The organism is Embleya sp. L77 (assembly GCF_055557415.1).
In genome coordinates, this window is record NZ_CM145709.1 from 2,314,256 (window position 1) to 2,337,940 (window position 23,685).

At 71.2% G+C, this 23,685-nt stretch carries 19 protein-coding genes, 2 tRNA genes and 1 pseudogene; 7 read left to right on the forward strand and 15 right to left on the reverse strand.

The window, feature by feature from the left end:
• Window positions 1-6: 6 nt before the first annotated feature.
• Window positions 7-1,464, reverse strand: a complete 1,458-nt coding sequence (locus ACZOOI_RS09400; RefSeq protein ID WP_465280278.1) for a catalase — start codon at window positions 1,462-1,464, stop codon at window positions 7-9.
• A 123-nt stretch (window positions 1,465-1,587) separates the two neighbouring features.
• Between ACZOOI_RS09400 and ACZOOI_RS09405 the strand changes: the two genes are divergently transcribed.
• On the forward strand, window positions 1,588-2,004 hold the full coding sequence (locus ACZOOI_RS09405; RefSeq protein ID WP_465280279.1) for a Fur family transcriptional regulator: 417 nt from the start codon (window positions 1,588-1,590) through the stop codon (window positions 2,002-2,004).
• A gap of 16 nt (window positions 2,005-2,020) precedes the next feature.
• On the opposite strand, the gene ACZOOI_RS09410 is transcribed toward ACZOOI_RS09405, so the two are convergent.
• The 3 genes from ACZOOI_RS09410 to ACZOOI_RS09420 all read right to left on the reverse strand — a co-directional run bounded on the left by ACZOOI_RS09410 (window position 2,021) and on the right by ACZOOI_RS09420 (window position 5,869).
• A complete protein-coding gene (locus ACZOOI_RS09410; protein WP_465280280.1) occupies window positions 2,021-3,028 on the reverse strand; it encodes a hypothetical protein in 1,008 nt (335 codons plus the stop codon).
• A gap of 699 nt (window positions 3,029-3,727) precedes the next feature.
• Window positions 3,728-5,653 (reverse strand): tetratricopeptide repeat protein, encoded by a 1,926-nt coding sequence (locus ACZOOI_RS09415; protein WP_465280281.1) that lies wholly within the window; start codon window positions 5,651-5,653, stop codon window positions 3,728-3,730.
• 139 nt (window positions 5,654-5,792) lie between these two features.
• Window positions 5,793-5,869, reverse strand: a tRNA-Met gene (locus ACZOOI_RS09420).
• A gap of 320 nt (window positions 5,870-6,189) precedes the next feature.
• On the opposite strand from ACZOOI_RS09420, the gene ACZOOI_RS09425 reads away from it, so the two are divergent.
• Window positions 6,190-6,462 (forward strand): hypothetical protein, encoded by a 273-nt coding sequence (locus tag ACZOOI_RS09425; RefSeq protein ID WP_465280282.1) that lies wholly within the window; start codon window positions 6,190-6,192, stop codon window positions 6,460-6,462.
• A gap of 222 nt (window positions 6,463-6,684) precedes the next feature.
• On the opposite strand, the gene ACZOOI_RS09430 is transcribed toward ACZOOI_RS09425, so the two are convergent.
• A tRNA-Met gene (locus tag ACZOOI_RS09430) sits at window positions 6,685-6,758 on the reverse strand.
• A 112-nt stretch (window positions 6,759-6,870) separates the two neighbouring features.
• Window positions 6,871-9,885, reverse strand: coding sequence for a UPF0182 family membrane protein (locus ACZOOI_RS09435; RefSeq protein WP_465280283.1), 3,015 nt, complete (start codon window positions 9,883-9,885; stop codon window positions 6,871-6,873).
• A 192-nt stretch (window positions 9,886-10,077) separates the two neighbouring features.
• Here ACZOOI_RS09435 and ACZOOI_RS09440 point away from each other — a divergent pair, with 192 nt between their 5' ends.
• Window positions 10,078-10,620 (forward strand): PPA1309 family protein, encoded by a 543-nt coding sequence (locus ACZOOI_RS09440; protein WP_391585181.1) that lies wholly within the window; start codon window positions 10,078-10,080, stop codon window positions 10,618-10,620.
• Between the two features lie 28 nt (window positions 10,621-10,648).
• Here the strand turns inward: ACZOOI_RS09440 and ACZOOI_RS09445 are convergent, their stop codons facing one another.
• From ACZOOI_RS09445 to ACZOOI_RS09460, 4 genes are all read right to left on the reverse strand, one after another.
• Window positions 10,649-11,701 (reverse strand): YlbL family protein, encoded by a 1,053-nt coding sequence (locus tag ACZOOI_RS09445; protein ID WP_465280284.1) that lies wholly within the window; start codon window positions 11,699-11,701, stop codon window positions 10,649-10,651.
• Between the two features lie 47 nt (window positions 11,702-11,748).
• On the reverse strand, window positions 11,749-11,985 hold the full coding sequence (locus ACZOOI_RS09450; protein WP_465280285.1) for a hypothetical protein: 237 nt from the start codon (window positions 11,983-11,985) through the stop codon (window positions 11,749-11,751).
• Between the two features lie 132 nt (window positions 11,986-12,117).
• Window positions 12,118-12,540 (reverse strand): molybdenum cofactor biosynthesis protein MoaE, encoded by a 423-nt coding sequence (locus tag ACZOOI_RS09455; RefSeq protein ID WP_465280286.1) that lies wholly within the window; start codon window positions 12,538-12,540, stop codon window positions 12,118-12,120.
• 214 nt (window positions 12,541-12,754) lie between these two features.
• Window positions 12,755-13,822: an NAD-dependent epimerase/dehydratase family protein gene (locus tag ACZOOI_RS09460; RefSeq protein WP_465280287.1), complete on the reverse strand. Its 1,068-nt coding sequence runs from the start codon at window positions 13,820-13,822 to the stop codon at window positions 12,755-12,757.
• Between the two features lie 398 nt (window positions 13,823-14,220).
• On the opposite strand from ACZOOI_RS09460, the gene ACZOOI_RS09465 reads away from it, so the two are divergent.
• Both ACZOOI_RS09465 and ACZOOI_RS09470 read left to right on the forward strand, forming a co-directional pair.
• A complete protein-coding gene (locus ACZOOI_RS09465) occupies window positions 14,221-15,714 on the forward strand; it encodes a zinc-dependent metalloprotease (protein WP_465280288.1) in 1,494 nt (497 codons plus the stop codon).
• Window positions 15,711-16,241, forward strand: coding sequence for an NUDIX hydrolase (locus tag ACZOOI_RS09470; protein WP_465280289.1), 531 nt, complete (start codon window positions 15,711-15,713; stop codon window positions 16,239-16,241). The genes ACZOOI_RS09465 and ACZOOI_RS09470 overlap by 4 nt, the downstream gene beginning before the upstream one ends.
• An 82-nt stretch (window positions 16,242-16,323) precedes the next feature.
• Here ACZOOI_RS09470 and ACZOOI_RS09475 read toward each other — a convergent pair whose 3' ends face one another.
• The 4 genes and pseudogenes from ACZOOI_RS09475 to ACZOOI_RS09490 form a co-directional block, all read right to left on the reverse strand.
• Window positions 16,324-17,079, reverse strand: a complete 756-nt coding sequence (locus tag ACZOOI_RS09475) for an AIM24 family protein (RefSeq protein ID WP_465280290.1) — start codon at window positions 17,077-17,079, stop codon at window positions 16,324-16,326.
• A 22-nt stretch (window positions 17,080-17,101) separates the two neighbouring features.
• On the reverse strand, window positions 17,102-17,788 hold the full coding sequence (locus ACZOOI_RS09480) for an AIM24 family protein (protein WP_465280291.1): 687 nt from the start codon (window positions 17,786-17,788) through the stop codon (window positions 17,102-17,104).
• Between the two features lie 7 nt (window positions 17,789-17,795).
• The gene (locus ACZOOI_RS09485; protein WP_465280292.1) at window positions 17,796-19,601 is read right to left on the reverse strand and encodes a TerD family protein; all 1,806 of its coding nucleotides are present in this window, start codon (window positions 19,599-19,601) and stop codon (window positions 17,796-17,798) included.
• A gap of 433 nt (window positions 19,602-20,034) precedes the next feature.
• Window positions 20,035-20,646, reverse strand: a pseudogene (locus ACZOOI_RS09490) (M48 metallopeptidase family protein); the annotation flags it as partial.
• Between the two features lie 220 nt (window positions 20,647-20,866).
• On the opposite strand from ACZOOI_RS09490, the gene ACZOOI_RS09495 reads away from it, so the two are divergent.
• The gene (locus ACZOOI_RS09495; RefSeq protein ID WP_465280293.1) at window positions 20,867-21,973 is read left to right on the forward strand and encodes a ThiF family adenylyltransferase; all 1,107 of its coding nucleotides are present in this window, start codon (window positions 20,867-20,869) and stop codon (window positions 21,971-21,973) included.
• Window positions 21,970-23,337 carry an ABC1 kinase family protein gene (locus tag ACZOOI_RS09500; protein WP_465280294.1) on the forward strand — a complete coding sequence of 456 codons (1,368 nt, stop codon included), beginning with the start codon at window positions 21,970-21,972 and terminating at the stop codon, window positions 23,335-23,337. Before ACZOOI_RS09495 ends, ACZOOI_RS09500 begins: the two co-directional genes overlap by 4 nt.
• Before the next feature lie 115 nt (window positions 23,338-23,452).
• Here ACZOOI_RS09500 and ACZOOI_RS09505 read toward each other — a convergent pair whose 3' ends face one another.
• On the reverse strand, window positions 23,453-23,674 hold the full coding sequence (locus tag ACZOOI_RS09505; protein WP_355541032.1) for a hypothetical protein: 222 nt from the start codon (window positions 23,672-23,674) through the stop codon (window positions 23,453-23,455).
• Window positions 23,675-23,685 lie beyond the last annotated feature (11 nt).

Here is a 23,685-nt window from a genome sequence, read left to right on the forward strand (position 1 = left end):
GGGGGGTCAGCCGCGCAGGTCCTTCACGGCGGCCGCGATGCGGTCGCCGTAGTCCTGGTCGGCGGCCCGGAAGTGGCCGACGACGCGGTCGATGATGTCGTCGCGGGAGACCTGGGCCAGGAAGCCGGAGATGTTGGCCACCAGTCGGGCCTGCTCGTCCGCCGCCATCAGCCGGTACAGGTCGCCGGCCTGCACGTAGTCGTCGTCCTGAGCGTGTGCGGGAGCCTCGTGCGTTCCGGTGAGGCCGGTCACCGCGGTCGAGGCCCACAGCGGCACGCCGCTCTCGTACGGGCCCCCGAAGCTGTTCGGCTCGTAGTTCTTGGCCCGACCGCCCGGGTTGGTCGCCATGTGGCCGTCCCGCCCGTGATTGCGGGCGACCGTGGCGTGCGGTGCGTTGACCGGGAGTTGGGTGTGGTTGACGCCGACCCGGTAGCGGTGCGCGTCGGCGTAGGCGAACAGCCGTCCCTGGAGCATCTTGTCCGGGCTGGGGCCGATGCCCGGCACGAAGTTGGCCGGGTTGAACGCGGCCTGCTCGACGTCGGCGAACACGTTCTCCGGGTTGCGGTCGAGCACCAGCCGACCGACCTCGATCAGCGGGTAGTCGGCGTGCGGCCACACCTTGGTCAGGTCGAACGGGTTGAACCGGTAGGTCGCGGCCTCCGCGACCGGCATGATCTGCACCTTGAGCGTCCACGACGGCGCCGAGCCCGCGTCGATCGCGGTGAGCAGGTCGCGCTGATGCGAGTCGGCGTCGGCACCCGCGAGGGCGGCGGCGGCCTCGGCGGTCAGGTTCCGGATGCCCTGGTCGGTCTTGAAGTGGTACTTGACCCAGAACGCCTCGCCCTGGGCGTTGACCCACTGGTAGGTGTGCGATGAGAAGCCGTCCATGTGCCGGTACGAGGCGGGGATGCCGCGGTCGCCGAACAGCCAGGTGACCTGGTGGATGGCCTCGGGCGAGTGCGACCAGAAGTCCCAGACGTTGTCCGCCTCCTGGCTGCCGGTGTACGGGTCGCGCTTCTGGGTGTGGATGAAGTCCGGGAACTTCAGCGGGTCCTTGATGAAGAACACCGGGGTGTTGTTGCCGACGAGGTCGTAGTTGCCCTCCTCGGTGTAGAACTTCACCGCGAATCCGCGCGGATCGCGCACCGCGTCCGCCGAGCCGAGGTTGCCGGCGACGGTGGAGAAGCGGGTGAACACCTCGGTACGCCGGCCCGGTTCGCCGAGGAAGTGTGCCCTGGTGAACCTGGACACGTCCGCGGTGACCTCGAAATAGCCGAACGCTCCCGAGCCGCGGGCGTGCACCACCCGCTCCGGGATGCGCTCCCGGTTGAACCGGGCCAACTTCTCGATCAGGTACTGGTCCTGGAGCAACAACGGCCCGCCGGGGCCCGCGGTCTGGCTGTTCTGGTTGTCGGCCACCGGTGCGCCGGATTCGGTGGTCAACGTGTTCGGCTGCTGCGACATGGTCTGCGTCTCCCCTGGCGTTGCTCGTGCTGAGGTCCGGCACTCAACCTAGAGCCAAGTTTGGACTTTGTCCAGAACGATATTTAGACCAGTTCCAATCCAGGTACGTGTATCGTCGTGTACATGAGCGACCTTCTGGAACGACTGCGTGAGCGGGGATGGCGCCTGACCGCGCAGCGTCGCGTCGTCGCCGAGGTCCTGAACGGCGACCACGTACATCTGACCGCCGACGAGGTACACGCACGTGCGGGCCGGCGCCTGCCGGAGATCAGCCGGGCGACCGTCTACAACACGCTGAAGGAACTCGTCACACTCGGCGAGGTGCTGGAGGTGGGCACCGACGGGCGGGCCAAGCGGTACGACCCCAACGCCCGCACCGCGCACCAACATCTGGTGTGCCGCGTGTGCGGGACGATCCGCGACGTACATCCGGACGGCGACCCGATCGCCGGCCTCGCCGAGGCGGAGCGCTTCGGCTTCGACATCTCCGCCGTCGAGGTCACCTTCCGCGGCGTCTGCCCGGACTGCGCGGGGGGCTGAACCCGCGCCCGGCCCGTTACGAGGGCGTGGTCCGCCGGACCAGGTGGACCGCGCCCGCGCGGGCCGCCCGACGCAGCGCGGACCGCTCCGCGTCCAGGTGCGCGTGCAGGATGTCCAGATCCGCGTCCTCGCCGCATTCGGCGAGCCCGAGCAGCATGCCCGGCGAGGGCCGGGTGCGCAGGAAGGCCCGGTAGGCGGCGGCCGGATCGGTGCCGCCGGCCTGCAGTCGGCGCCGTGCGGCGTCCCGCACCTTGGCCGACCGATCCGCCAACGCGCCCGCGAGAACGGCCGGTTCGATCCCGGCCGGCAATACCTCCACCGCCCGCTCGCGCACCCGCGGATCGGGCACCCGCAGCAGCCGCAACGCGACGTGCTGCCGGTCCCGGCCGCGCAGTCGGGCCAGCAGGGCATGTCCGGCGGCGGTCCGGCAGGCATGGTCCGAGTCGCGCAGCGCCATCGCCAACAGCGCGTCCTCGTCCAGCAGTTCCATGCCCAGGCGACGCACGCTCGGCTGCTCCTCGGTGGCCGCCGCGCGGCCTCGGGCCTGCTGACGCGGCTTCGCGAGCAGCACCTCACGATAGGCGTCCAACGCACCCTTGGACCGGATCCGCCCGCGCAACGCGTCGAGCACGGGCACCGCCGCCCGCACCTCGTCCGGCTCGTCGTGCCAGCGCAGCGCGGCGAGCGCCCGCTCGCGCACCGAGTCCACCCAGTCGTCGGTCCGCAGTGCGAGGAAGACCGAGGCCAGCGGCCCGGGTTCGGCCGCCAGCCGAACCACCGCCTCCTCGCGCAGCCCGCCGTTCGCGTCCAGGCTCGTCACCGCGGCAACCAACGGGTGCCGGCGGGTACGCAGCAGCACCCTGGCCGCCCCCGGACCACCCGGCGCACCCGCCGCCTGCTGCCGAGCGGCCCGATCCATCCGCACGAGCGTGGCCGCGGACAGCCCGATCACCCGCGCCGCAACCGCGTCCGCGTCACCGTCCCCGGCCTGCACGACGCCGCGCAGGTACGCCACCAACCGCACCGCCTGCTCCCGCGACCCGTCGTCACCGGGCCATTCCCCCACGACAACGGCCCCGACCCCGCGCCCCCTCCAAAACCGCCCCATCCCGCCACCTCCATCCCCCGAACCCTAACGACCCCCCACCCAAACCCCCCACACCCACCAACAAACCCGGCACCCCCCTACAACCCAACCAAACCCAGCCCACCCGACGCCCGACAACACCCCAGCCAACACACCGCCCGGCACCCGAGGACACCCGGCGCAACATCACACCCGCCCCCAGCCCAAGTCCAGCCCGTCCGACGCCCAAGGCCACTCCGGCGCAGCATCACACCTGCCACCAGCCCGATTTCAGCCCGTCCGGCGCTTGAGGACACCCCCACGCAGCCCAAACACAACCGCAACCAACCCAACCCGCCCGCAGCACATTCAGCCCGTCCGGCAGCGCAGCCCGGGCACGACCGCCACCAAGTCAGCGCACCGGACACCCAAGGCCACTCCGGCGCAGCATCACACCCGCCACCAGCCCGATTTCAGCCCGTCCGGCGCTTGAGGACACCCCCACGCAGCCCTAAGCACAACCGCAACCAACCCAGCCCGCCCGCGGCACATTCAGCCCGTCCGGCGCCTGAGGACAACCGGCCAAGGCCACCCGCCCGTCGGCCGACCCGCCCGTCGGCCCGTCCGCCCGAGGACCATGTCGACCGAGCCCGGTCCTCAACTCGCCAGCGACTCCGCCCGGAACGCGTCCAGCAACCGTTGCGCCTTGGCCGCGACATCCGCAGGACCATGCGCAACCGCCGGCCCACACCAATGCTCCGCATCGGCCAGATCCCCGCGCCGCAACGCCAGCACCACGAGCCGCAGAGCCGCCCGCCCGTGCCCACCGCGCGCGGCCACCGTCAACCACGGCTCCGCACCGTCCGGATCCTCGTGCCGCAGATGCAGCAGCGCCAGATTCCACGCCCCGGACACGCTGCCCGCCTCGGCCGCGACCTTGAACCGCCGCGCCGCCGACTTGTCCTCACCACGCCGCGCGCACAACACCCCGCACCGCAGTGCCGCCGTCACGTGCCCCGCGTCCGCGGCCACCGCGTACCAGCGCTCCGCTTGCTCGGCCGCCCCCGCGTCCGCAAGCATCGCACCGAGCCGAAACGCCGCCGTCGGCCGATCCGCCCGCGCCGCCGTCTCGTAGGCACGCGCCGCCCCCTCGGCATCCCCCCGGCGCTCCAGCAACAGCCCCATCTGCAAGGCCGCGTCCGCGTGCCCGGCCTCCGCGGCGCGCCGCCAGCACGTCTCGGCGGCGTCGTCCAGACCGCCCCGCGCGTGCAGGATGCCCAGGTTGTACGAGCCGTCCACGCTGCCCGCCTCGGCGGCCCGCGCGAACCATATCCGCGCCTCCTCGTCGTCTCCGCGCTCCAGAAGCAGCCCCGCCAGCGCGTTGGCCGCGTCCCCGTGACCCGCGTAGGCGGCCATCCGGAACCAGCGCTCGGCGCCCGACGCGTCCTCGTGCTCGGCGTGCAACAGGCCGAGGTTGAAGGCCCCGTTGCACTCGCCGGCCGCCGCGGCCCGCTCGTACCACCCGGCCGCCTCGCTCGATCGCCCGCAGGCGGCGAACCACGCCCCGAGCGCATTGGCCGCCGTCCCGTCCCCGGCCTCCGCCGCGACCTGCCACCACCGCGCCGCGCCCTCGACATCGCCCGCGTCCTGCAACAGGAACCCGAGCGCACGCGCGCCCTCGGCGTCGCCCTCCTCGGCCGCGAGCCGGTACCACCCGATCGCCTCGGCGGTGTCCCCCGCCCGCTCCAGCGAGGTCGCGAGCCGTACCGCGGCCCGCACGTGGCCGCACGAGGCCGCGCGCAGGAACCACGTCGACGCGGCACGTTCGTCGTCCCGCTCCTGTCCCATCCGGCCGAGCCGATAGGCCGCCTCGGGGTGCCCCGCCTCGGCCGCCCGGCGATACCACCGCTCGGCGCCGGGGCGCCCGGTCAACTCGAAGAACTCGCCCAACGTGAGCGCGGCCCGCACATGCCCCGACTCGGCCGCGTTGCGCAGCCAATAGACGCCCTGCCCGGACAGGTCGTGGTACGCGCCCATGCTCGCGCCGGCACCCGCACGCGCCGCGTCGGCCTGATCCAGCAGCAGCGCGCCGAGCGAGAAGGCGGCGATCCGACTGCCCGCCTCCGCCGCACGATGCCACCACAACGACGCGGCGTCGTCCCGCCCCTGACGGTGCATCAATACCCCGAGGTTGGTCGCCGCGCCCCGGTGTCCCGCCTCGGCGGCCCGCTGCAACAGCTCGGCGGCCTCGTCCTGTTCGCCGCGCTCCAGCAACATCAGCGCGAGGCTGTTCGCCGCGGAGGGGCTGCGGCCGGCCCGCTCGCGATAGCGCCGTTCGAGTTCGGCCGCCTCGTGCCGATCCAGCGCCTCGTGTCCCTCGACGCTCCCGCTCGGGCTGCGCCGACGCGGCCGGAACGGGACCAGGACCGCATAGTCGTCGGGATGCGCGGGAGCCGTGGCGGCGGCGGCCCGACCGCGGTCCAGGACCACCGTGTCGGGGCCTTCCGGTACCGCTTCGAAGACGTCGGCCTCCGGCGGTGGGTCGTCCCCCCGCCGTCCGCGATGTCCCTTCCACGCCCCCATGGGTCCATCGTGGCATCTCGGGCCACATCCATGCAGTCGCGATTCGGCAACGACAGCCCGACTCCGGCCGTATTGTCGTGGTACGCACCCTGTCGGGGCATGCACGAAGGGCCCGGTCGCAAGACCGGGCCCTTCGATGTGGTAGCGGGGACAGGATTTGAACCTGCGACCTCTGGGTTATGAGCCCAGCGAGCTACCGAGCTGCTCCACCCCGCGTCGGTAGACACAACTGTACGGCAGCGTCCCGGGGGCAGGCAAATCCCCTCGGCTCCCGCCCGGTACGGCCGCGCCGCGTCCGCGGACGCGCACCCCGCGCGCGTACCACTCGGGAGAGCGGCCGAATTCAGACCATGGAGTGAACCTGTTCGACTCGGCCCCGATCCCGAATCGATCCACCTTTGACCCCAATTACCCCCGCTTGCCCGGCAGTTCGTTTGCGCCACAACGGGATTCCCGGCCAATCGGGGACACGATCGGGTCTCGACATGGGGCCGGAAGCCGTCACGGCGTGGCTCCGATGGGGTACGGTCTGCGTCGTGGTCATATCAGGAATGGACCATCCGAGCATGCCGCGCCGAGTCCCGGTTCCACCGATGGACGTCGGTCGAAGCGGCGTGGGCGAGCGCCTGGAGAGGCACCTCGCCCTCATCGGCCGCGCCTCCACGCAGGAGACGGCGAACAGCCTCGAATCGGCCGCCATCATCCAGAGCGTGGCCCCGCGCAGCGAATCGCGCGGCACCCACCGGCTGGCGCGCGTGACCCTGATGGCTCCGCTGCGCGCCAAGCGCCGCCGCCAGATCGCGCTCTAGTCCGCCGCGGTCCGCCGCGCCCTCAGCTCGTGCGCCACCACCCGACTCATCGAGTCGGGTCACGCCCCGAGCCGCACGACATCCGGGGCGACCACACCGACCGGGGCGAAACGCCACACCACGAGGCGGAACCACGCGAAGCAAAGAAATGGCAATACGCAAGAGAAGGCAATACGCAAGAGGCCCGGTTCCGAAGAACCGGGCCTCTCACGTATTTCCGAGTAGCGGGGACAGGATTTGAACCTGCGACCTCTGGGTTATGAGCCCAGCGAGCTACCGAACTGCTCCACCCCGCGATGCGTTGTGTCTTGAGCTTACGTGACCCGAGGCCGCACACCAAATCGATAACGCGACGGGCCCGCCTCCCGAAGGGGAAACGGGCCCGTCGCGTTGGTCACGCGCCGTCGATCACGGCTTGGGCGCCCCGGTCGCCGGCGGCGTCCCGTTCGCCGGTGGCGTCCCGTTCGCCGGCGGCGTCGAGGCAGTGGCCGCCGGGTTCTTCGCCGCCTGCTCGGCCGCCAAGGCCCGGTCCACGGCCGCCTGAAGGCGCTTCTGTGCCTCGCCGTACTTGGCGAAGTCACCGGCCTTCAGCGCCGCGTCGGCGTCCTTGAGGGCCTGGTTGGCCTCGTCCAGCGCCTGCTTGACCGTCGGGTTCTGGGCCGGCGGCGTGCCGGTCCCACCCGTGGTGGGCGGTGGCGTGGTGTTGCCCGTGTTCGGGGGTGTGGTCCCCGTCGGTGGCGGAGCCGGTGTCGTCTCGCCGTTGAACACCGCCGCCAATGCCTCCGGCAGCGTGTTCTGCAACGCGATCTTGCCGCCGAACGACACCAGCACCTTCTGCAGCACCGGATACGACCCGGCCGCATTGGCCTGGAGGTATACCGGTTCGACGTAGAGGATGCCGCCGCCGACCGGAAGACTCAGCAGGTTGCCGAAGACGACCTTCGAGTTACCGATCTGGAAGACGTTCAGCAGTCCGATCACGGACGAGTCGGATTTGAACTGGCTCTGCATCAGGTCCGGCCCGTTGATCGCCGTCGCCGATGGCAGCGTGAGCAGTCTGACCTTGCCGTAGTCCGGTCCCGGTTCCGAGTTGACCGCCATGAACGCCGCGAGGTTCTGCCGTTCTCGTGGCACGAAGGTGGTCGTCAACTGGAACGACTGATCCTTCGCCTGCTGCGCCTGGGCGTCGCCGGGAGCCGGCGGCAGCTTCATGGACAGGTAGTACGGCGGCTGGTCGGCTCCGCCGACCCCGGTGCCCGTCGGGTCCTTGGGGACCTTCCAGAAGTCCGAGCCGTTGAAGAACGTCCGCGGGTCGGTCACGTGGTACCGGGTCAGCAGATCGCGCTGCACCTTGAACAGGTCCTGCGGGTAGCGCAGGTGCTCCATCAGGGTGGGCGGGATCGCGGTCTTCTTCTTGACCGTGTTCGGGAAGGCCTTCATCCAGGTCTTGAGGACCGGGTCCTTCTCGTCCCACTGGTAGAGCTTGACCGAGCCGTCGTAGGCGTCGACCGTCGCCTTCACCGAGTTGCGGATGTAGTTGACGTTGCCCGTGTTGCCGACCGCGCCGCGGGCCCGGTCCTCGGCGTTGAGCGAGTCGGCGGTGGCGTCACCGAGCGTGGTGCGGGTCGCGTACGGATAGCCGTTGCTGGTCGTGTACGCGTCCACGATCCACTGCACCTTGCCGTCTATCACGGCCGGATACGGGTCACCGTCGATGGTCAGCCACGGGGCGACCGCCTCGACCCGCTCCTTGGGCGTGCGGTTGTACAGGATCCGGGAATCCTTGTTGATCGAGTCGGAGAGCAGGATGTTGCCCTCCTGGAACTTCGTCGCGTACAGCAGCTTGTTGAACGTGCCGCCGATCGGAACGCCGCCCTTGCCCTGATACGTATAGGTCTGCTGACCCGTCGGGCTGTTGTCGAGCGGATAGTCCACCTCGGTCGCCGCGGCCTTCTTCGGGGCCCCGACGATCGAGTACTCGGTCGTCTGCTCGCCGAAGTAGATCCGCGGTTCGTACGGGCCGAGCGGACTCGGGCTCGTCTTCTCCTGGGTGTCGGTCCGGATGTCCTTCTCGATGAAGACCGGCTTGCCCTCGGGGTCGCGAGCGGTGCCCTCGGCCGCGACCACGCCGTACCCGTGGGTGTACTTGGTGTGGTCGTTGACCCAGTTGTGGCTCTGGTTGCCCTTCGGGTTCAACTCGCGCAGCGCGATGACGGTGTCCTGCATCTTGCCGCCGATCATGTAGCGATCGACGTCGAGAGTGGCCGGGAAGCCGTAGTACTGGCGCAGTTGCTGGAGCACGTTGAACGTCGGCGAGACGATGTTCGGGTCGAGCAGCCGAATGCTGGCGGTGGCGGACGCCTCGTCCTTGAGTTCGGGCCGGGCGTCGACGTTGCCCGCGTACGCCTCGGGCTTGACGTCGTCGATGCCGTACGCGTCCCGCGTCGCCGCGATGTTGCGTTCGATGTACTTGGCTTCCTTGGCCTGCTGGTTCGGCTTGACCTGGAAGCGCTCGACGATCGCCGGGTAGAGCCCGCCGATGAGCACCGCGGACAGCACCATCAGGCCGAAGCCGACGATCGGCAGTGCCCAGGTGCGGCGGAAGACGTTGACGAAGAACAACGTCGCGCAGATCAGCGCGACGATGAACAGGATCGTCTTGGCCGGCAATACCGCGTGCGCGTCGGTGTAGCGCAGGCCGGTGAATTGCGACGCCTGCTTGAAATCACCGGACGAGACCGCCAGCGAATAGCGGTCCAGCCAGTACGCGACGGCCTTGAACAACACGAAAAGGCCGAGCAGCAGCGAAAGGTGCGCCTGTGCGGCCGGTGTCGCCCGCGACCCCGGACTCTGGACCCGAAGCCCGCCGTAGAGGTAGTGCGTGATCACCGCGAGGACGAGGCCGACGACGACCGCGACGAACGCGAAATTGATCAGGAATCGATAGAACGGCAGGTCGAACGCGTAGAACGACACGTCCTTGTGGAACTGCGGGTCCTTGGTTCCGAACGAGACGCCGTTCACGAACTGCAGCCACGTCTTCCACTGCCCCGACGCCGAGGTGCCGGCGATGATGCCGATGACGACCGAGAGGCCGATCAGCAACCACGTGCGGAAGGGGGTGATGGCCGACCGGTAGCGGTCGAGACTCTGCTGCTCCAGCGACATCCCCCGGAACGCGGGTCGCAACCGATAGGCGACATACACGTTCGCGCCGACGGCCACGGCCATGAGCAGACCGAACACCAGGAACAACCCGATGCGCGTCCACAACTTGGTCGTGAATACGTTTCCGTAGCCGACCGACTTGTACCAGAGCCAATCCGTCCAGAAATTCGCGAACAGCACCCACGCGACAACGATCACCACGAGGATGGCCAGCGTCAGGAGCAGGGTTCTGGACCTGCGGGACGGAGCTCCCATTCTGATCCGACGGCCACCTGAGCCGCCTCGTTCGGGCATCTGAAAAACCAAGGGTGCGCACCTCGATCATTACCTGGACGCGCCCGGTCGGCGCTCGATGGGTCAACTTACCGAGACAGGACGTGGTTCCCCACCGACACGGCCGATACAGGCTCGTGATCCGCCGTGGGGCGAAGACGAGAGGATGGGGTCATGACCGTTGCACTCACCCAGGCCCTCGTCGAGATCGAACGCCACGTGGCGGCGTACGGCTGGGACCAGCAGGCCCGCCTCTACGCGCTCGTGGACACCGCGGAATTGGCCCGTACCGAACCCGACCTCGCGGCGCAGCTCGGCTTGTCCGCCGACCGCGACGCGCCCATCGATACCCTCACTCCGATCGAGCAGGAGGAAGTCCCCGAGAACGTCGCGATCGACGAATTCCTGGCGAGTATCGCCTGGCCCGAGGCCGTGCTCGGCTGTGCGCTGGTGGTCGAGCGGCTGATGTTGCCGCCGTCCGCCGAGGCGACCATGCCCGCGGTGGGCAGTGATCGCGAGATCCACGACTGGGTCGCGTCGCACCCGCAGCGCCAGGAGGTCCGCCTCGCCGTGGGCGTGCTGCGCGACGGTTCGCGCGAGTCGGCCGTGCGGCTGCGGGACAAGGACGACGACTCCGAGGTGCTCTCCGGCGCGGATCTGGTGCCGGGGCTGGCCGAGGCGCTGCTGGCCACGTTCGGCGAGGGTGACGAGGACTAGTCGGCTTCCCCGAGCGGGTCCGCACCGGTCACGCATGACATTCCGTCAAAGTGCCCTGGCCGGTGCGGATCGTCTCCAGCGCCTTGAGCGCCTCGTCCAGCGTCTCCACCTGGACCAGGGTCAGCCCGCCCGGCTTGGTCTGCGCGGCGGAGGCGCAGTTGGCCTTGGGCGTGAGGAAGTACTTGGCGCCCTGGCGGCGGGCCCCGATGGTCTTCATCTGGATGCCGCCGATCGCGCCGACCTTGCCCTCGTCGTCGATGGTGCCGGTGCCGGCCACGAACTTGCCGCCGGTCAGGTCGCCCGGGCTGAGCTTGTCCACGATGCCGAGCGCGAACATCATCCCCGCGCTGGGACCGCCGACGTCCTCCAGGTGGATCTCCACCTTGAACGGGAACTTGGGCAGGATGCCCGGCGTGATGCCGACCAGGGCCCGGCCGTCGTCCTCGGCCTTCCCGGTGACCACCTGTACGTCGCGCCGGGTGCCGCGGGCGTCCGCGGGGTCGACGGTGAGCGTGACGCTCTCGCCGGCGCGGTGCTTGGTGATCGCCGCGGCGACGTCCTGGGGCTTGCCGATCGGCGTGCCGTCCACGGCCAGGATGATGTCTCCGGCGTGCAGCTTGCCGAGCGCGGGCGCGTCCTTGGCCACCGTGGCCACGATCACCTGCTTCTCGATCGGGATGCCGAGAGCCGCGAACGCCGCCACCTTGGCGTGCTCCTGCGACGAGCTGAACTCCTCGGCGTTCTCCCGCTCCACCTCGGCCGCGGACTTGTCGTCGGGGTACAACGACTTCTTGAGCACGACGTCCGCGTCGCCCTTGACCCAGCCGGCGAGCGCGTCGAGCAGCGGCATGTCGTAGGACTTGTTGGTCACCGACACGGTGGTCATGTTCAGGTGACCGCTCGTGGGATAGGTCTCGTGGCCCGAGATCTCGATGACCGGCTTGCCGCCTTCGTCGCCGAGCGTGTTGTACGTGGGCCCGGGGCTCAGCTCGGCGTAGGGCACCGGCGCGAACAGGACGGCGCAGGCCAGGGCCAGCAGCAACAGCCCCGAGACGACCAGTGTGGCGGTGCGGCGCGACATGCGCCCGACCCTACGGCACCGGGGATTTCCCGGTGCGGCCCGGGCCGTCACGGGCTGTCGAAGCCCGGATCCGGGGCCTTCTCGACGGTGACGCCGGGGGTCGGCTCGGGCCGCACCGGGGTCGCCGCGCGGACCCGGTCCAGGACCGCGTTCCATTCCGCGAATTCGGACATCGAGTCGTGCATGCTCGGGGTGCGAAACGACCGGCGAACCCACGCGGCCCAGATCACCGCGATCACGAGCGCAACCCCCGGGATCGCCCACCACCATGCGACAGACGCCATGACGTACTCCGTCCACAGGAGGGGGAGGCTGATGGCTTAAATCATATGTATGTGGTGCCGATGGTGCATTTCTGCTGCTCCGAGCCGGGTGTGGCCCAAGTGACGCACGGGACTCGGGCCGTGGGGGAGATCTCAGCAGGCGCCGACCCAGTCCGAGTCGCCGTCCACGAAGTGCTGGAGCTTCCAGATCGGCACCTCGTGCTTGAGCTCGTCGATCAGCCGCCGGCACGCGGTGAACGCCTCCGCGCGGTGCGGGCACGAGACCGCGACCACGACCGCGAGGTCGCCGATCTCCAGCCGGCCGACCCGGTGCACCGCCGCCATCGCGCGCACGGGCAGATCGGCCGCGATCTTCTCCATCACCCGATACAGCTCGGCCTGTGCCGAGGGGTGGGCGGAATACTCCAGCGCGGTGACCGTGCGCCCGCTGTCGGCGTTACGGACCGTGCCCACGAACAGGTCCGTGCCGCCCGCGGACGGGTCGCCGACGGCGGCGAAAACCTCCTCGACGGACAACGGCGTGTCGCGGATCTCGGCGATGCGGATGACGTCCATAACGGGCAGTATCGCGCGCGATGGATCGACACCGACCATCCCGGTCCCGTTTTCACGCGGGTCCGGTCCGGCGAGGCGCACGGGTCCGCGAGGCGCGCCGATCCACGGGCGCGCCGGGCCCACGAACGCCGTGCGCCGCGGTCCCGCGCGCCGCCGGTGCCGTACGGGTCCGCCGGTGCCCGCCGCCGGCGCCGGATGCCCGCCGGGCGGCGCCTCAGAAGCCGCGCCGCCGGCGCCGGACCTTGCGCACGATCGCGGCCGTGCCCACCAGGGCCACGGTCGCACCCGCCGCACCGAGCGTGGTGGCGTCCTTGCGGCCCAGTCGGCGGGCCACCAGCGCATGCCGTCCGTCGACGTCCTCCAGGAGCACCGCGAAGGCCGCCTCGTTGGTCCACACCGGGCGCCAGCCCGCCGCGCGCAGCCGCTCGGAGGAGACCACCCAGCCGTGCATCGTGTACGCCAGGTCGCCGGCCGGGGCGGGGGTGATGCCCAGCCGGTGCAGCCGCTCGGCGGTGCCCAGCGCCAGCGACGCGGGCAGCTCCATCCGGCGCATCCCGGACAGCTCCTCGATCTCCTGCTGTTCCAGCCAGCCCTCGGAGCCGACGGTGACCACACCCTCGACCCGGCCCAGCGCGGCGAACTCGAGCGCGGAGGCGAGGTCGTCCAAGTGGCAGAACTGCCAGCGGGGCTGCCCGCCGGAGACCACCAGCAGGCGCGGCGCCTCGAAGTGCCGGGTCATCACGCTGTCCGCCTCGGGCCCGCCGACCAGGGTCGCCGGGCGGACCACGGTGACCTTGACGTGCGGGTGGGCGCGCGGGGTGCGCTCGGCCAGTTCCTCGATCTCCAGCAGGTCGCCGACCAGCGAGGCGTCCGCCGTCGCACGCAGTGGCGCGTCCTCGGCGAGCGGTACGGCGTTGTCCGGCAACGCTCCGTAGACCATCGCCGAGGTGCACAACACGACCCGGGGCACCCGGGCCGCGGCGGCCGCGGTCAGCACGGTCTGCGTGCCGCGCACGTTGCGTGCGCCGCGGGCGCGGGGTTCGGAGTCGAGCGACATGTCGAGCGCGAGGTGCACCACCACGTCCACGCCCTCCAGCCGACCGGCCAGGGCGGGGTCGCGGACGTCCATGATCCGCCACTGGGCGCCGGGAATCTCACCGCGCCGCTCGTCGATCGCGATCAGACGTTTGACCTGGTCGTTCGCGGCCAGAAGCGAGGCGACGCGATGTCCCAGCCCGGCCGCGGCGCCGGTGACCGCGACGACCGGGCGCACCCGGGGCACACTCTTGTCCGAGGGGTGGGCCGAGGCCGAGGCGTTGGGCTCCGGAGCGGTCTCCGAGGCATCGGTCCCGGTGCCATCGCTCGTGCTCTCCCGCCCGCTCCGCCCAGAGCGAACGCGTGGGGGCTGGGAACTCACTGGCGGTCTCCCGTGGTTAGTTTGGTACGAGCGGTTCGTCAAGAAAGGTACGCGCGACTGCTTGCCTTTCCTGTCAGTGTCCGCGATCCATCCTGCCGGAGGTGTTGTTGTGATCTTCACGCCAGGCGCGAATCGGCGCTCCTGCGGCGTTGCCTCCGGCCGGAACGGCGGACAGGCCGAGCGAGACGAGGTAACCGTGAGTCAGCATCGAGTGGTCGGGCCCGAGGGCGCCGCACACGTGGACAACGTAGAGGGGCCCAACCATGGCTGACTTCCCCTTCGGCTTCGGCAAGCCCTCGGGCGACGACGACCCCGATCGTCCCGGCGGCGGTTCCGGCGGCTCGAATCCCAACGATCCGTTCGGCTTCGGCACGGCCGGCGGTGACCCCAACAATCCGTTCGGCGCGCTGTTCGGGCAGATGAACCAGGCCGACCTGGGCGCCGCGTTCCAGCAGCTGGGCAAGCTGCTGTCGTACGAGGGCGGCCCGGTCAACTGGGACCTGGCTCGGGACATCGCCCGGCAGACCGTGGCCCAGCAGGGCGACGCGTCGATCGGCGCGGTCGAGCGCGCGGGTGTCGAGGAGGCCGTGCGGCTGGCCGAACTGTGGCTGGACGAGGCCACCTCGCTGCCCTCCGGGGTGAGCACCACCGCGGCGTGGAGTCGCTCCGAGTGGATCGAGGCGACGCTGCCGCAGTGGCGCGCGCTGGTCGAGCCGCTGGCGACCCGGGTGGTCGCGGCCATGGGCGAGATGATGCCCGAGGAGATGCAGAGCATGGCCGGGCCGCTGCTCGGCATGATGCGCGGCATGGGCGGCGCGATGTTCGGCGCCCAGGTCGGGCAGGCGCTGGGCGCGCTGGCCGGCGAGGTGGTCGGTTCGACCGACGTCGGGCTGCCGATCGGGCCCGCGGGCAAGGCGGCGCTGCTGCCGGCCAACCTGACCGCGTTCGGCGAGGGGCTGTCGCTGCCGCAGGACGAGGTCCGGCTGTATCTGGCCCTGCGCGAGGCGGCGCACCAGCGGTTGTTCGCGCACGTGCCGTGGCTGCGGCAGCACCTGTTCGGCGCGGTCGAGGCTTACGCGCGCGGCATCAAGGTGGACATGAGCCGGCTGGAGGAGGCCGCGGGGCGGATCGACCCGAGCAACCCCGAGGCGCTCCAGGAGGCCTTCTCGCAGGGTCTGTTCGAGCCCGAGGAGACCCCGGAGCAAAAGACCGCGCTGTCCCGCCTGGAGACGGCGCTGGCGCTCGTGGAGGGCTGGGTGGACGCGGTCGTGCACAGCGCCGCCGAGCCCCGGCTGCCCTCGGCGGGTGCGCTGCGCGAGACGCTGCGCCGGCGACGGGCGACCGGCGGACCGGCCGAGCAGACGTTCGCCACGCTGGTCGGGCTGGAGCTGCGCCCGCGCCGGCTGCGCGACGCGGCGCGCCTGTGGGCCTCGCTCGCGGACGCGCGCGGTGTGGACGGCCGGGACGCGGTGTGGCAGCACCCGGACATGCTGCCGACCGCCGACGACCTGGACGACCCGGACGGCTTCGTGCACCACGCCGAGCTGGACCTGTCCGGCCTGGACGCCGAGCTGGATGCGGACCTGGACCGGCTGGAGTCGACCGACGACAAGCCGAGCGACGACAAACCGAGCGGTGACAAGCCGAGCCTGGACAAGCGCGGTGCCGACGAGTCCACCGGCGAGGCGCCCGCCGGCGAGTCCGGCCGCGGTGACGAGTCGGAGGGCAAGGACGGCGGGAAGGGGTCCGACGCGTGAGCCTACGGCTCGACGCGGTCGACGTGTTGTCCAAGTGGGACGCGCCCGACGACCGGGCGGACCGGCTGCGTCGGGCCTACCTGACGCACCTGGCCGCGCACGAGGACGGCATGCTCAAGTCCTGCCCGGACGCCCACGTGACGGCGAGCGCGGCGATCGTGGACCCCGCCCGGGGGCAGGTGCTGCTGACCCTGCATGCGAAGGTCCGCAAGTGGTTGCAGACCGGCGGACACTGCGAGCCGGTGGACCGCACGGTGGCCGAGGCGGCGCTGCGCGAGGCGCGCGAGGAGTCCGGGATCACAGGCCTGACCCTGCTCGCCGGCGGCGCGCCGGTCGGTCTGGACCGGCATCACACGCCGTGCGCGGTGCACCTGGACGTGCAGTACGTCGCGCTGGCCCCGCCCGGCTCGACCGAACTGATCAGCGAGGAGTCGCTGGATCTGCAGTGGTTCGCGTTCGATGCGCTGCCCACCGAGACGGACGACTCGGTCCGGGCGCTGGTGGCCCGGGCCCGCGAGGTGCTCTGAGCGCCGCGAGAGCACGACGCGACACCGCGAGGGGCGCCCGACCGATCGCCGGTCGGGCGCCCCTCGTCCGATGTACGGCCGCCTACTGGCCCCAGGTGTTGCCCCGGACGCCGCCGTCCTGTCCCAGGCCCCGGTTGGCCAGGTAACCGCCGGCCGAGATGAACTCGACGGGCGGCAACATCTCGCTGGGCTGGACCACGACGTAGCCCTCGCCCATGAAGGCCATGTTCCAGCCCTCGCCGGTGCCCCGGCGGCGGCGGTAGATCCGCGCCGAGTTGGTCTGCGCCTGCATGCTGATCGACAGCCGGGTGCTCCACGCGATCACCGCGTCGGCGTCCGCGAACACCTCGGCGCCCTGGGTGACCCGCATGATCAGCGGCTTGCCCGAGGTCATCAGCGCGATCTTGCCGTTGCCGCTGATGTCCAGGTTGTAGGAACCGGCACCGGCGACCGACTGCGCACTCTCGATCGCGACCACGTTCCAGCTGAGCGTGCTGTCCAGGGCCAGGACGTATTGCCCGTCCACGGTCAGGCCCTCGAAGTCGAGGTCGAGCACGTGGATCGACTGGGCCATGTTGGCCAGCCACATGGTGCCCGTGCCGTGGGCGCGCATCAGGTTGAGCTGTTCGCCGGTCGCCGCGGCGGCCTGCTGCTCGGCGCCGGTGCGCATGTTCCCGTCGAAGTCGATCGCGCCCTGGTAGGCGACCATCGAGCCGACCCGGGCCAGGCAGTGGTCCGGCAGTCCGTTGCCGAGCTGGACCTTGAGCATGTGCGCGTTCTGCAGACTGAACCGCTCGGGCGTCTGCGTGGGTGCGTGACCGAAAAGCGAGCTTTGCACGGTATTCCTCCTTCGCTCGCGGTCAGCCGCGCACGTGGAAACGGTCGGTGGCGTCCTCGGCCGGCTGCACGACGACGAAGCCGTTGCCCTTGAAGGACACCTGCATCGCCTCGCCGGAACCACGCCCGACGATGCCGCCGAGCCGCATCGAGCGCTTGGTGCCGACCTTGAGGCTGGTGCTCCAGGCGACCAGCGCGTCCGGGTCGACGTAGGTCTCGCGCTCGGACGGGTTGAGCACGACGGGCGTGCCGCGGGTGGTGATCGCGACCCAGCCCTGGCCGGACAGCTCCATGTTGAACAGGCCGTTGCCGCTGAACTTCGCGGTGACCCCGCTCACCATCTTGATCCGGTGTTCCAGGTTCTCGTCGAACGCGAGGATGTTGCTCGCGTTGACCGACAGCCCCTCGCCCTGGTTGAGCTGCATGATGGCCACGTCCGCGCCGTAGTCGGCGAAGTACACGTCGCCCTGGCCGGTGCAGCTCATCAGGTGCATGCGCTCGCCGGTGATGCCGCCGGTCACCCGGCGCTGCGCGCCCTGGCCGTGACCGGCGAACCGGATGTAGCCCTCGTAGGCGATCATCGCGCCCTGCTTGGCCAACACGCCGGGTGCGCCGGGCTGGATGTTGACCCGGCAGATCTTGTTGCCGTGTGCGCTCATCCGAGCCTGAGGGGCGGTCTGCCCGTACGCGGCGATCAGTTGCTGATCCATGTTCCCCTCACACCTCGTAGGGCTGGACGACGATGAAGTTGTTGCTGCCGGGCGGGCAGCGGAACTGCAGGTTGACCGTCTCGCCGCTGTGCCCGGGGAAGGCGGTCCGGCGCAGCCGCATCTGGGTCGTGGTGGAGACGTCCATGTCGGTCCACGCCACGATCGCGTTGCTGTCCGCGAAGGTGGGCCCCTGGACCGGGAGCACCAGCGGGATGCCCTGGGTCTTGACCACCACCGTGCCCTGGCCGCTGAAGGTCTGCGCGAACAGCGCGCCGCCGGGGATGCCCACGCCCTCCACCCGGGCCGGCTCGATGGTCAGGCCCTCGTCGAAGGCGAGCACGTTGGCCACGTTGACGAACAGCTTGTTGCCCTGGAGCTCGACCAGGTGCAGGTGGGCGGCGTCCTCGGCGAAGAACACCTCGCCGTTGCCCTCACAGCGCATCAGTTCGAGCGACTGGCCGGTCTGCCGGTTGTCGTAGCGGCTGCGCAGGCTCTGCCCCTGGAACTTGAACTTCACGTCGCCCTGGTAGGCCACCATCACGCCCTGGCGGGCGATCACCTTGCCGCCGGAGACGTCGACTCGGACCATCTTGGCGTTCTGCTGGGTCCAGCGACCGCCGGCGGCCACCTCGCGGTACTGCTCGATGCCGTACTGGAAGGCGGGCTCGGACGAGGCGACGCCCACTCCCTGCATGCCGGGCGGCGGTGCGGGCGGGCCGGGCGGGCCGCCGGGCACCGGCATCTGCAGCGTGGGCTGCATCTGGCCGGGCTGACCCGCTCCCGGGTAGCCGCCGGGTCCGGGCGGGCCGGGCGGCGGGTAGCCCCCGGGGCCGGACGGAGGCGGGTAGCCACCGGGCGGGGCGGGCGGCGCCATGTGGCCCTGGTGCGGCGTCTGGTTCGGGAAGCCGCCGGGACCGGGCGGGCCGGGCGGCGGCGGGTAGCCTCCCGGCGCGCCGTGCGGCGGCGTGCCCTGGGGCTGGTGGTACTGCGGCGGGCCGGGCGGCGGCGGATACCCGCCGGGGGCGCCGTGCGGCGGTGTGCCCTGAGGCTGGTTGTACTGCGGCGGGCCGGGCGGCGGACCGCCGTGCGCCGGCATCGCGCCGACCGGCTGGGGTGCGCCGGGCGGCGGGCCGAAGTTCGGGGTCGGGGCGGGCGGCGGGCCGCCTCCGGGCGGGCCGAACGAGGGCGCGGGCTGCTGCGGCGGCATGCCGCCGGCGCCGGGCGGAGCGAATCCGGGGGCGGCGCCGGAGGGCACCGGGTTCGGCTTGGGCGCCTCGTCCGGCTCGTCCTCGGCGACCTCGCCGCCGAAGTTCTCCAAGAGCGCGCGCAGCCCGCCGTCGAAGCCCTGTCCGACGGCGGAGAAGCGCCAGACGTCCTTCTTGTAGATGTCCGCGATCATCACGGCACGCTCGGTGCTGAACTCGCGCCCGGTGAACGAGTAGCGCGCGACCTCCTGGCCGCCCGCGACGATCCGCAGGTAGCCGGAGGCGACCTGGGACATCACGCCGTCGCCGTCCACGGTCGCGGTGAACGCAAGCTTGTTGACGTTCGGCGGGACTCGGTCGAGCGTCACCCGGAAGGACTCGGTGTCACCGGCCTGGGCACCGAGGAGTTGGATCGATTCCTCGGGCGACTTGGGCTGGTTGAAGAAGATGAAGTACCGATCGTCGGACAGCCGCTCGCCCGCGTCCAACCCGAAGCACGCGATGTCGAACGTCAGCCCGGGGCTTTCCAGCTGCACCCCGACATACAGATCGGTCCCCGCGGTCAGGTCGGACAGCTTCGACTTCTGTCCCTTCCTGAACTCGACCACTGTGTGGCTCCCTTCCCCGCTTTTCCGCCCACCGGCGGTGCGGGCGCCCACCACCTGGGTCCCCGCCGCGCTCGGCACGCTACAACATCGGATCCGCCCCGGTCCGGGTACGGCACAACGCCCGACGGCGCTCTCGTAGCGCCGACGAGCGATTTCCCACGACCGGTTCCCGGTTGCGTACGCGCCTCACGCTATACGCCCGAATCCGGCGCCGCGACGACTCGCTGGGGCCGGATCCGGGTCAGCCGCGGGGCTTGCGGGCGGTGCGATCGCGCGCAGTCCCGGTGCGCGTACCGTCCGCAGCGGCGGTGCCCTTGCGGGCCGCGCGCGGGCCCGGCGAGGCGCCTCGGCCGCGGGTGGTCGGCGCCGCTTCCGGCGGCACCGCCTGCGGGGCGGCCGTGGTTTCCACATCGTCCTTGTCGTCGCTCATCGCCAGTCCGCTCGCGGCCGCGACACCCTCCAGATATCCCCGCGCGCGTTCGGTGCGCGGATATGCGGCGAGCAGGGTCCAAAAGCGCGGCCCGTGACCGGGCACCAGCAAATGCGCGAGTTCGTGCAGCAATACGTAGTCGACGACATGCGTCGGCATGCCGCGCAGCCGGGTGGAGAGTCGGATCGTGCCGTCGACCGGCGTGCACGAACCCCAGCGGGTGTTCTGGTTGCCCACCCAGCGCACGCTCACCGGCTGCGCCCGTCCGCCCAAATAGCGGGCGGAGAGCTCCCGGGCCCGGACGGCGAGGTCATCGTCGCTGGGCCGTCGGCGGCGCTCCTGGGCGGCCAGTCGCTCCAGCATCACGCCGACCCAGCGTTTCTCCTCGGTTTGCGTCATCCGGCCGGGGAGCAGGACCACGGTCCGATCCCCGTCCCGGTAGGCCGACACGGTTCGTTTCCGTCGGGCGCTGCGACGCACCTCGACGGCACCCTGGTAGGGGGCTCCGGACGACGTGTCGTGTCCTGCCCCGGGATCGGCGACCACAACCAGGACGTTAACCGACCGCACCGACAGGGCGCCCGCACTTCGGGCCGGCCGGGGGATATTCGACATCGCCCGATCGCATGGCGCAGCGCGGCCATAAGCGCTATTCGTTAGATATCTCCCATTCCATTCCTCTGTGCCTAATATTTCCAAATAGCATATTCATACGCGGGCTGTGGACGACGAAATACCCGGCGGTCCGCGGTCGGGCACGCTGGGTCGGCCGAGCCGTCCCACGGATCTCGGTCCCCCTCCCCTTTCCCGGTGTATCGCTGCTCGGAGGCCGACCATGCGCCCGCTCCTCAAGCCCGCCCTGCGTCGGTTGTGGCGCGATCGACAGACCCTGCAACTGGGCCTGGATCCGCGCCGGGCGGTGCTGCTCGGCGGGCTGGATCCGACCACCACACGCTTCGTCGAGCAGTTGGACGGCACCCGCGACCTGGACCGGACCTGGGAGCTGGCCGAACGGGTGGGGCTGGGTCGCGACCGCGCCGAGGCGGTGCTCGACCTGCTGGCCCGCGAGGGCGTCCTGGAGGACGCCTCGGGGCGACCCACCCCGGTGCCCGCGCTGCCGCGCGAGCGGGCCCGACTGGGTCCCGACCTGACCTCGCTCGCCCTGGTGCACGGCAGCGGCGACGCCGGCCTGGCCGCGCTGGACCGACGCGCCCGGGCGGTGGTGGCGGTGCACGGCGCCGGCCGGGTGGGCGCGGCGGTGGCCGGGCTGCTCGCCGCCGCCGGCGTGGGCCACGTGGTGCCCGCGGACCGCCGGCCGGTGCGCCCTGGCGATGCGGGACCGGTGGCGTTCGGCTGGGACGAGGAGCGCCCGCGTCGGGAGACCACGGTGCGGGCCGCGCTGCGCCGACTGGCCCCGGGCGTGCGGTGTGCGCTGCCCGCCGGACGCGGCACCCCCGACGTCGCGGTGCTCGTGCCGGAGGGCCGCCCGGATCCGGCGCCGGGCGCCCGGCTGGTCCGGCAGCGGGTGCCGCATCTGTACGCGGACATCCGCGAGACGACCGGGGTGATCGGGCCGTTCGTGCTGGTGGGGCGATCGGCGTGCGGGCGCTGCCTGGATCTGGCCCGCAGCGACCGCGATCCCGGTTGGCCGCGCCTGCTCGCCCAACTCGCGGCGGCGCCCGCGCCCGGCGACGCCCCGTGCGATGTGGTGCTCGCCACCGAGGTCGCGACCCGGGCGTGCCTGCAGGTGCTGACCTTCCTCGACGGCGCGCTGCCCACGACCGTGGACGGCACCGTGGAGATCGAGCTGCCGGACGGCCTGACCCGGCGCCGGAGCTGGTCGCCGCACCCCCGCTGCGACTGTCGGGCCACCCACCCGGCGCAAGAGGTGGGGCCCATCGCACATGCCGAAGCGTCGAGTCGGACACAATGGGTCGCGTGAGCGATCTTCCGCGTAGGGCCGTGACCCGCACCGCCAAGCTCGCGTCCCTCCCGTTGGGGGTGGCCGGCCGGGCGACACTGGGCCTGGGCAGGCGCATCGGGGGCAGACCGGCCGAGATCGTCGCCGCCGAACTCCAGCAGCGCACCGCGCAACAACTCTTCAAGGTGCTCGGCGAGTTGAAGGGCGGCGCGATGAAACTCGGGCAGGCCCTGTCGGTGTTCGAGGCGGCGCTGCCCGAGGAGGTGGCCGGGCCCTATCGCTCGGCGCTGACCAAACTCCAGGACGCGGCTCCGCCGATGCCGGCGCGTACCGTGCACAAGGCGCTCGCCGACAATCTCGGCGGCGACTGGCGTTCGCTGTTCGAGGAGTTCTCCGAGACCCCCGCCGCGGCCGCCTCGATCGGCCAGGTGCACCGGGCGGTCTGGCACGACGGGCGCGCCGTCGCGGTCAAGATCCAGTACCCCGGGGCCGGCGACGCGCTGATCTCCGACCTCAATCAGCTCGGGCACGTCGCCCGCTTCGCCGGCGCGCTGATCCCGGGCATCGACGTCAAGCCGCTGATCGCCGAGCTCAAGGCCCGGGTGGCGGAGGAACTGGACTACCAGCTCGAAGCGGAGGCGCAGACCGCGCACGCCGTGGAGTTCGACGGCGACCCGGACATCTACGTGCCGCACGTGGTGCACCAGACCGAGCGGGTGCTGATCACCGAGTGGATGGACGGCAAGCCGCTGTCCCAGGTGATCGACAAGGGCAGCCAGGAAGAGCGCGACCGGGCCGGGCACATGCTCAGCCGCTTCCTGTTCTCCGGCCCCGCGCGCACCGGCATGCTGCACGCCGACTCGCACCCGGGCAACTTCCGCCTGCTCGACGACGGGCGGCTGGGCGTCCTGGACTTCGGCACGGTCAACCGACTGCCCGAGGGGCTGCCGGAGCCGATCGGCCGGGCGTTTCGGCTCGCGCTCGACGGCGACGCGGAGAGCGTGATGCAGGTGCTCCGCACCGAGGGCTTCGTCAAGCCGTCGATCCGGCTGGATGCGGCCGAAGTCCTGGACTACCTGCTGCCGTTCCTGGAACCGGCCGAGGCCGAGGAGTTCACCTTCACCCGGGCCTGGATGCGCGAACAGGGGGCGCGGGTCGGCGACCCGCGCAATCCCGCGTCCGCGCTGGCCCGGCAGTTGAATCTGCCGCCGAGCTACCTGCTGATCCACCGGGTCACATTGAGCACGATCGGCGTGTTGTGCCAGCTCGGTGCGACCGCGCCGTTCCGCGACGAACTGGTCACGTGGTTGCCCGGGTTCGCCGAAGAGGACTACGAGGCCGAGGAGTTCGACTTCTCCGTCGAGGACGCCGAAGACGTCGAGTAGATCGACGGGGTCGAGAACTGCGAGGACATCACCGGGCGTTGGCCCCACGCACGCCGAAGGGCGGGCACTCCCCTCGGGGAGTGCCCGCCCTTCGGCGTGTTGCGCACCGGCTCGGCTACATCACCGCGATGGCGAGGGCCCGGCGGGCGCGCATGGAGGCGACCTCCGCCCGACGGCGCATCCTGCGCGCCATCCGGACGTGGTACGCCCTGCGTTGGAGCTCCGCTTCACGGAGCTGTTGATCCATCTGAGCCCTCGCGAGGGCTTCGTTGATGAGATGCAACTCCCTGCTCCTGTCATTGGGCAAAACGGCGTTCGTGTCGTGGATGTGCTTCATGGGTTCCTGCG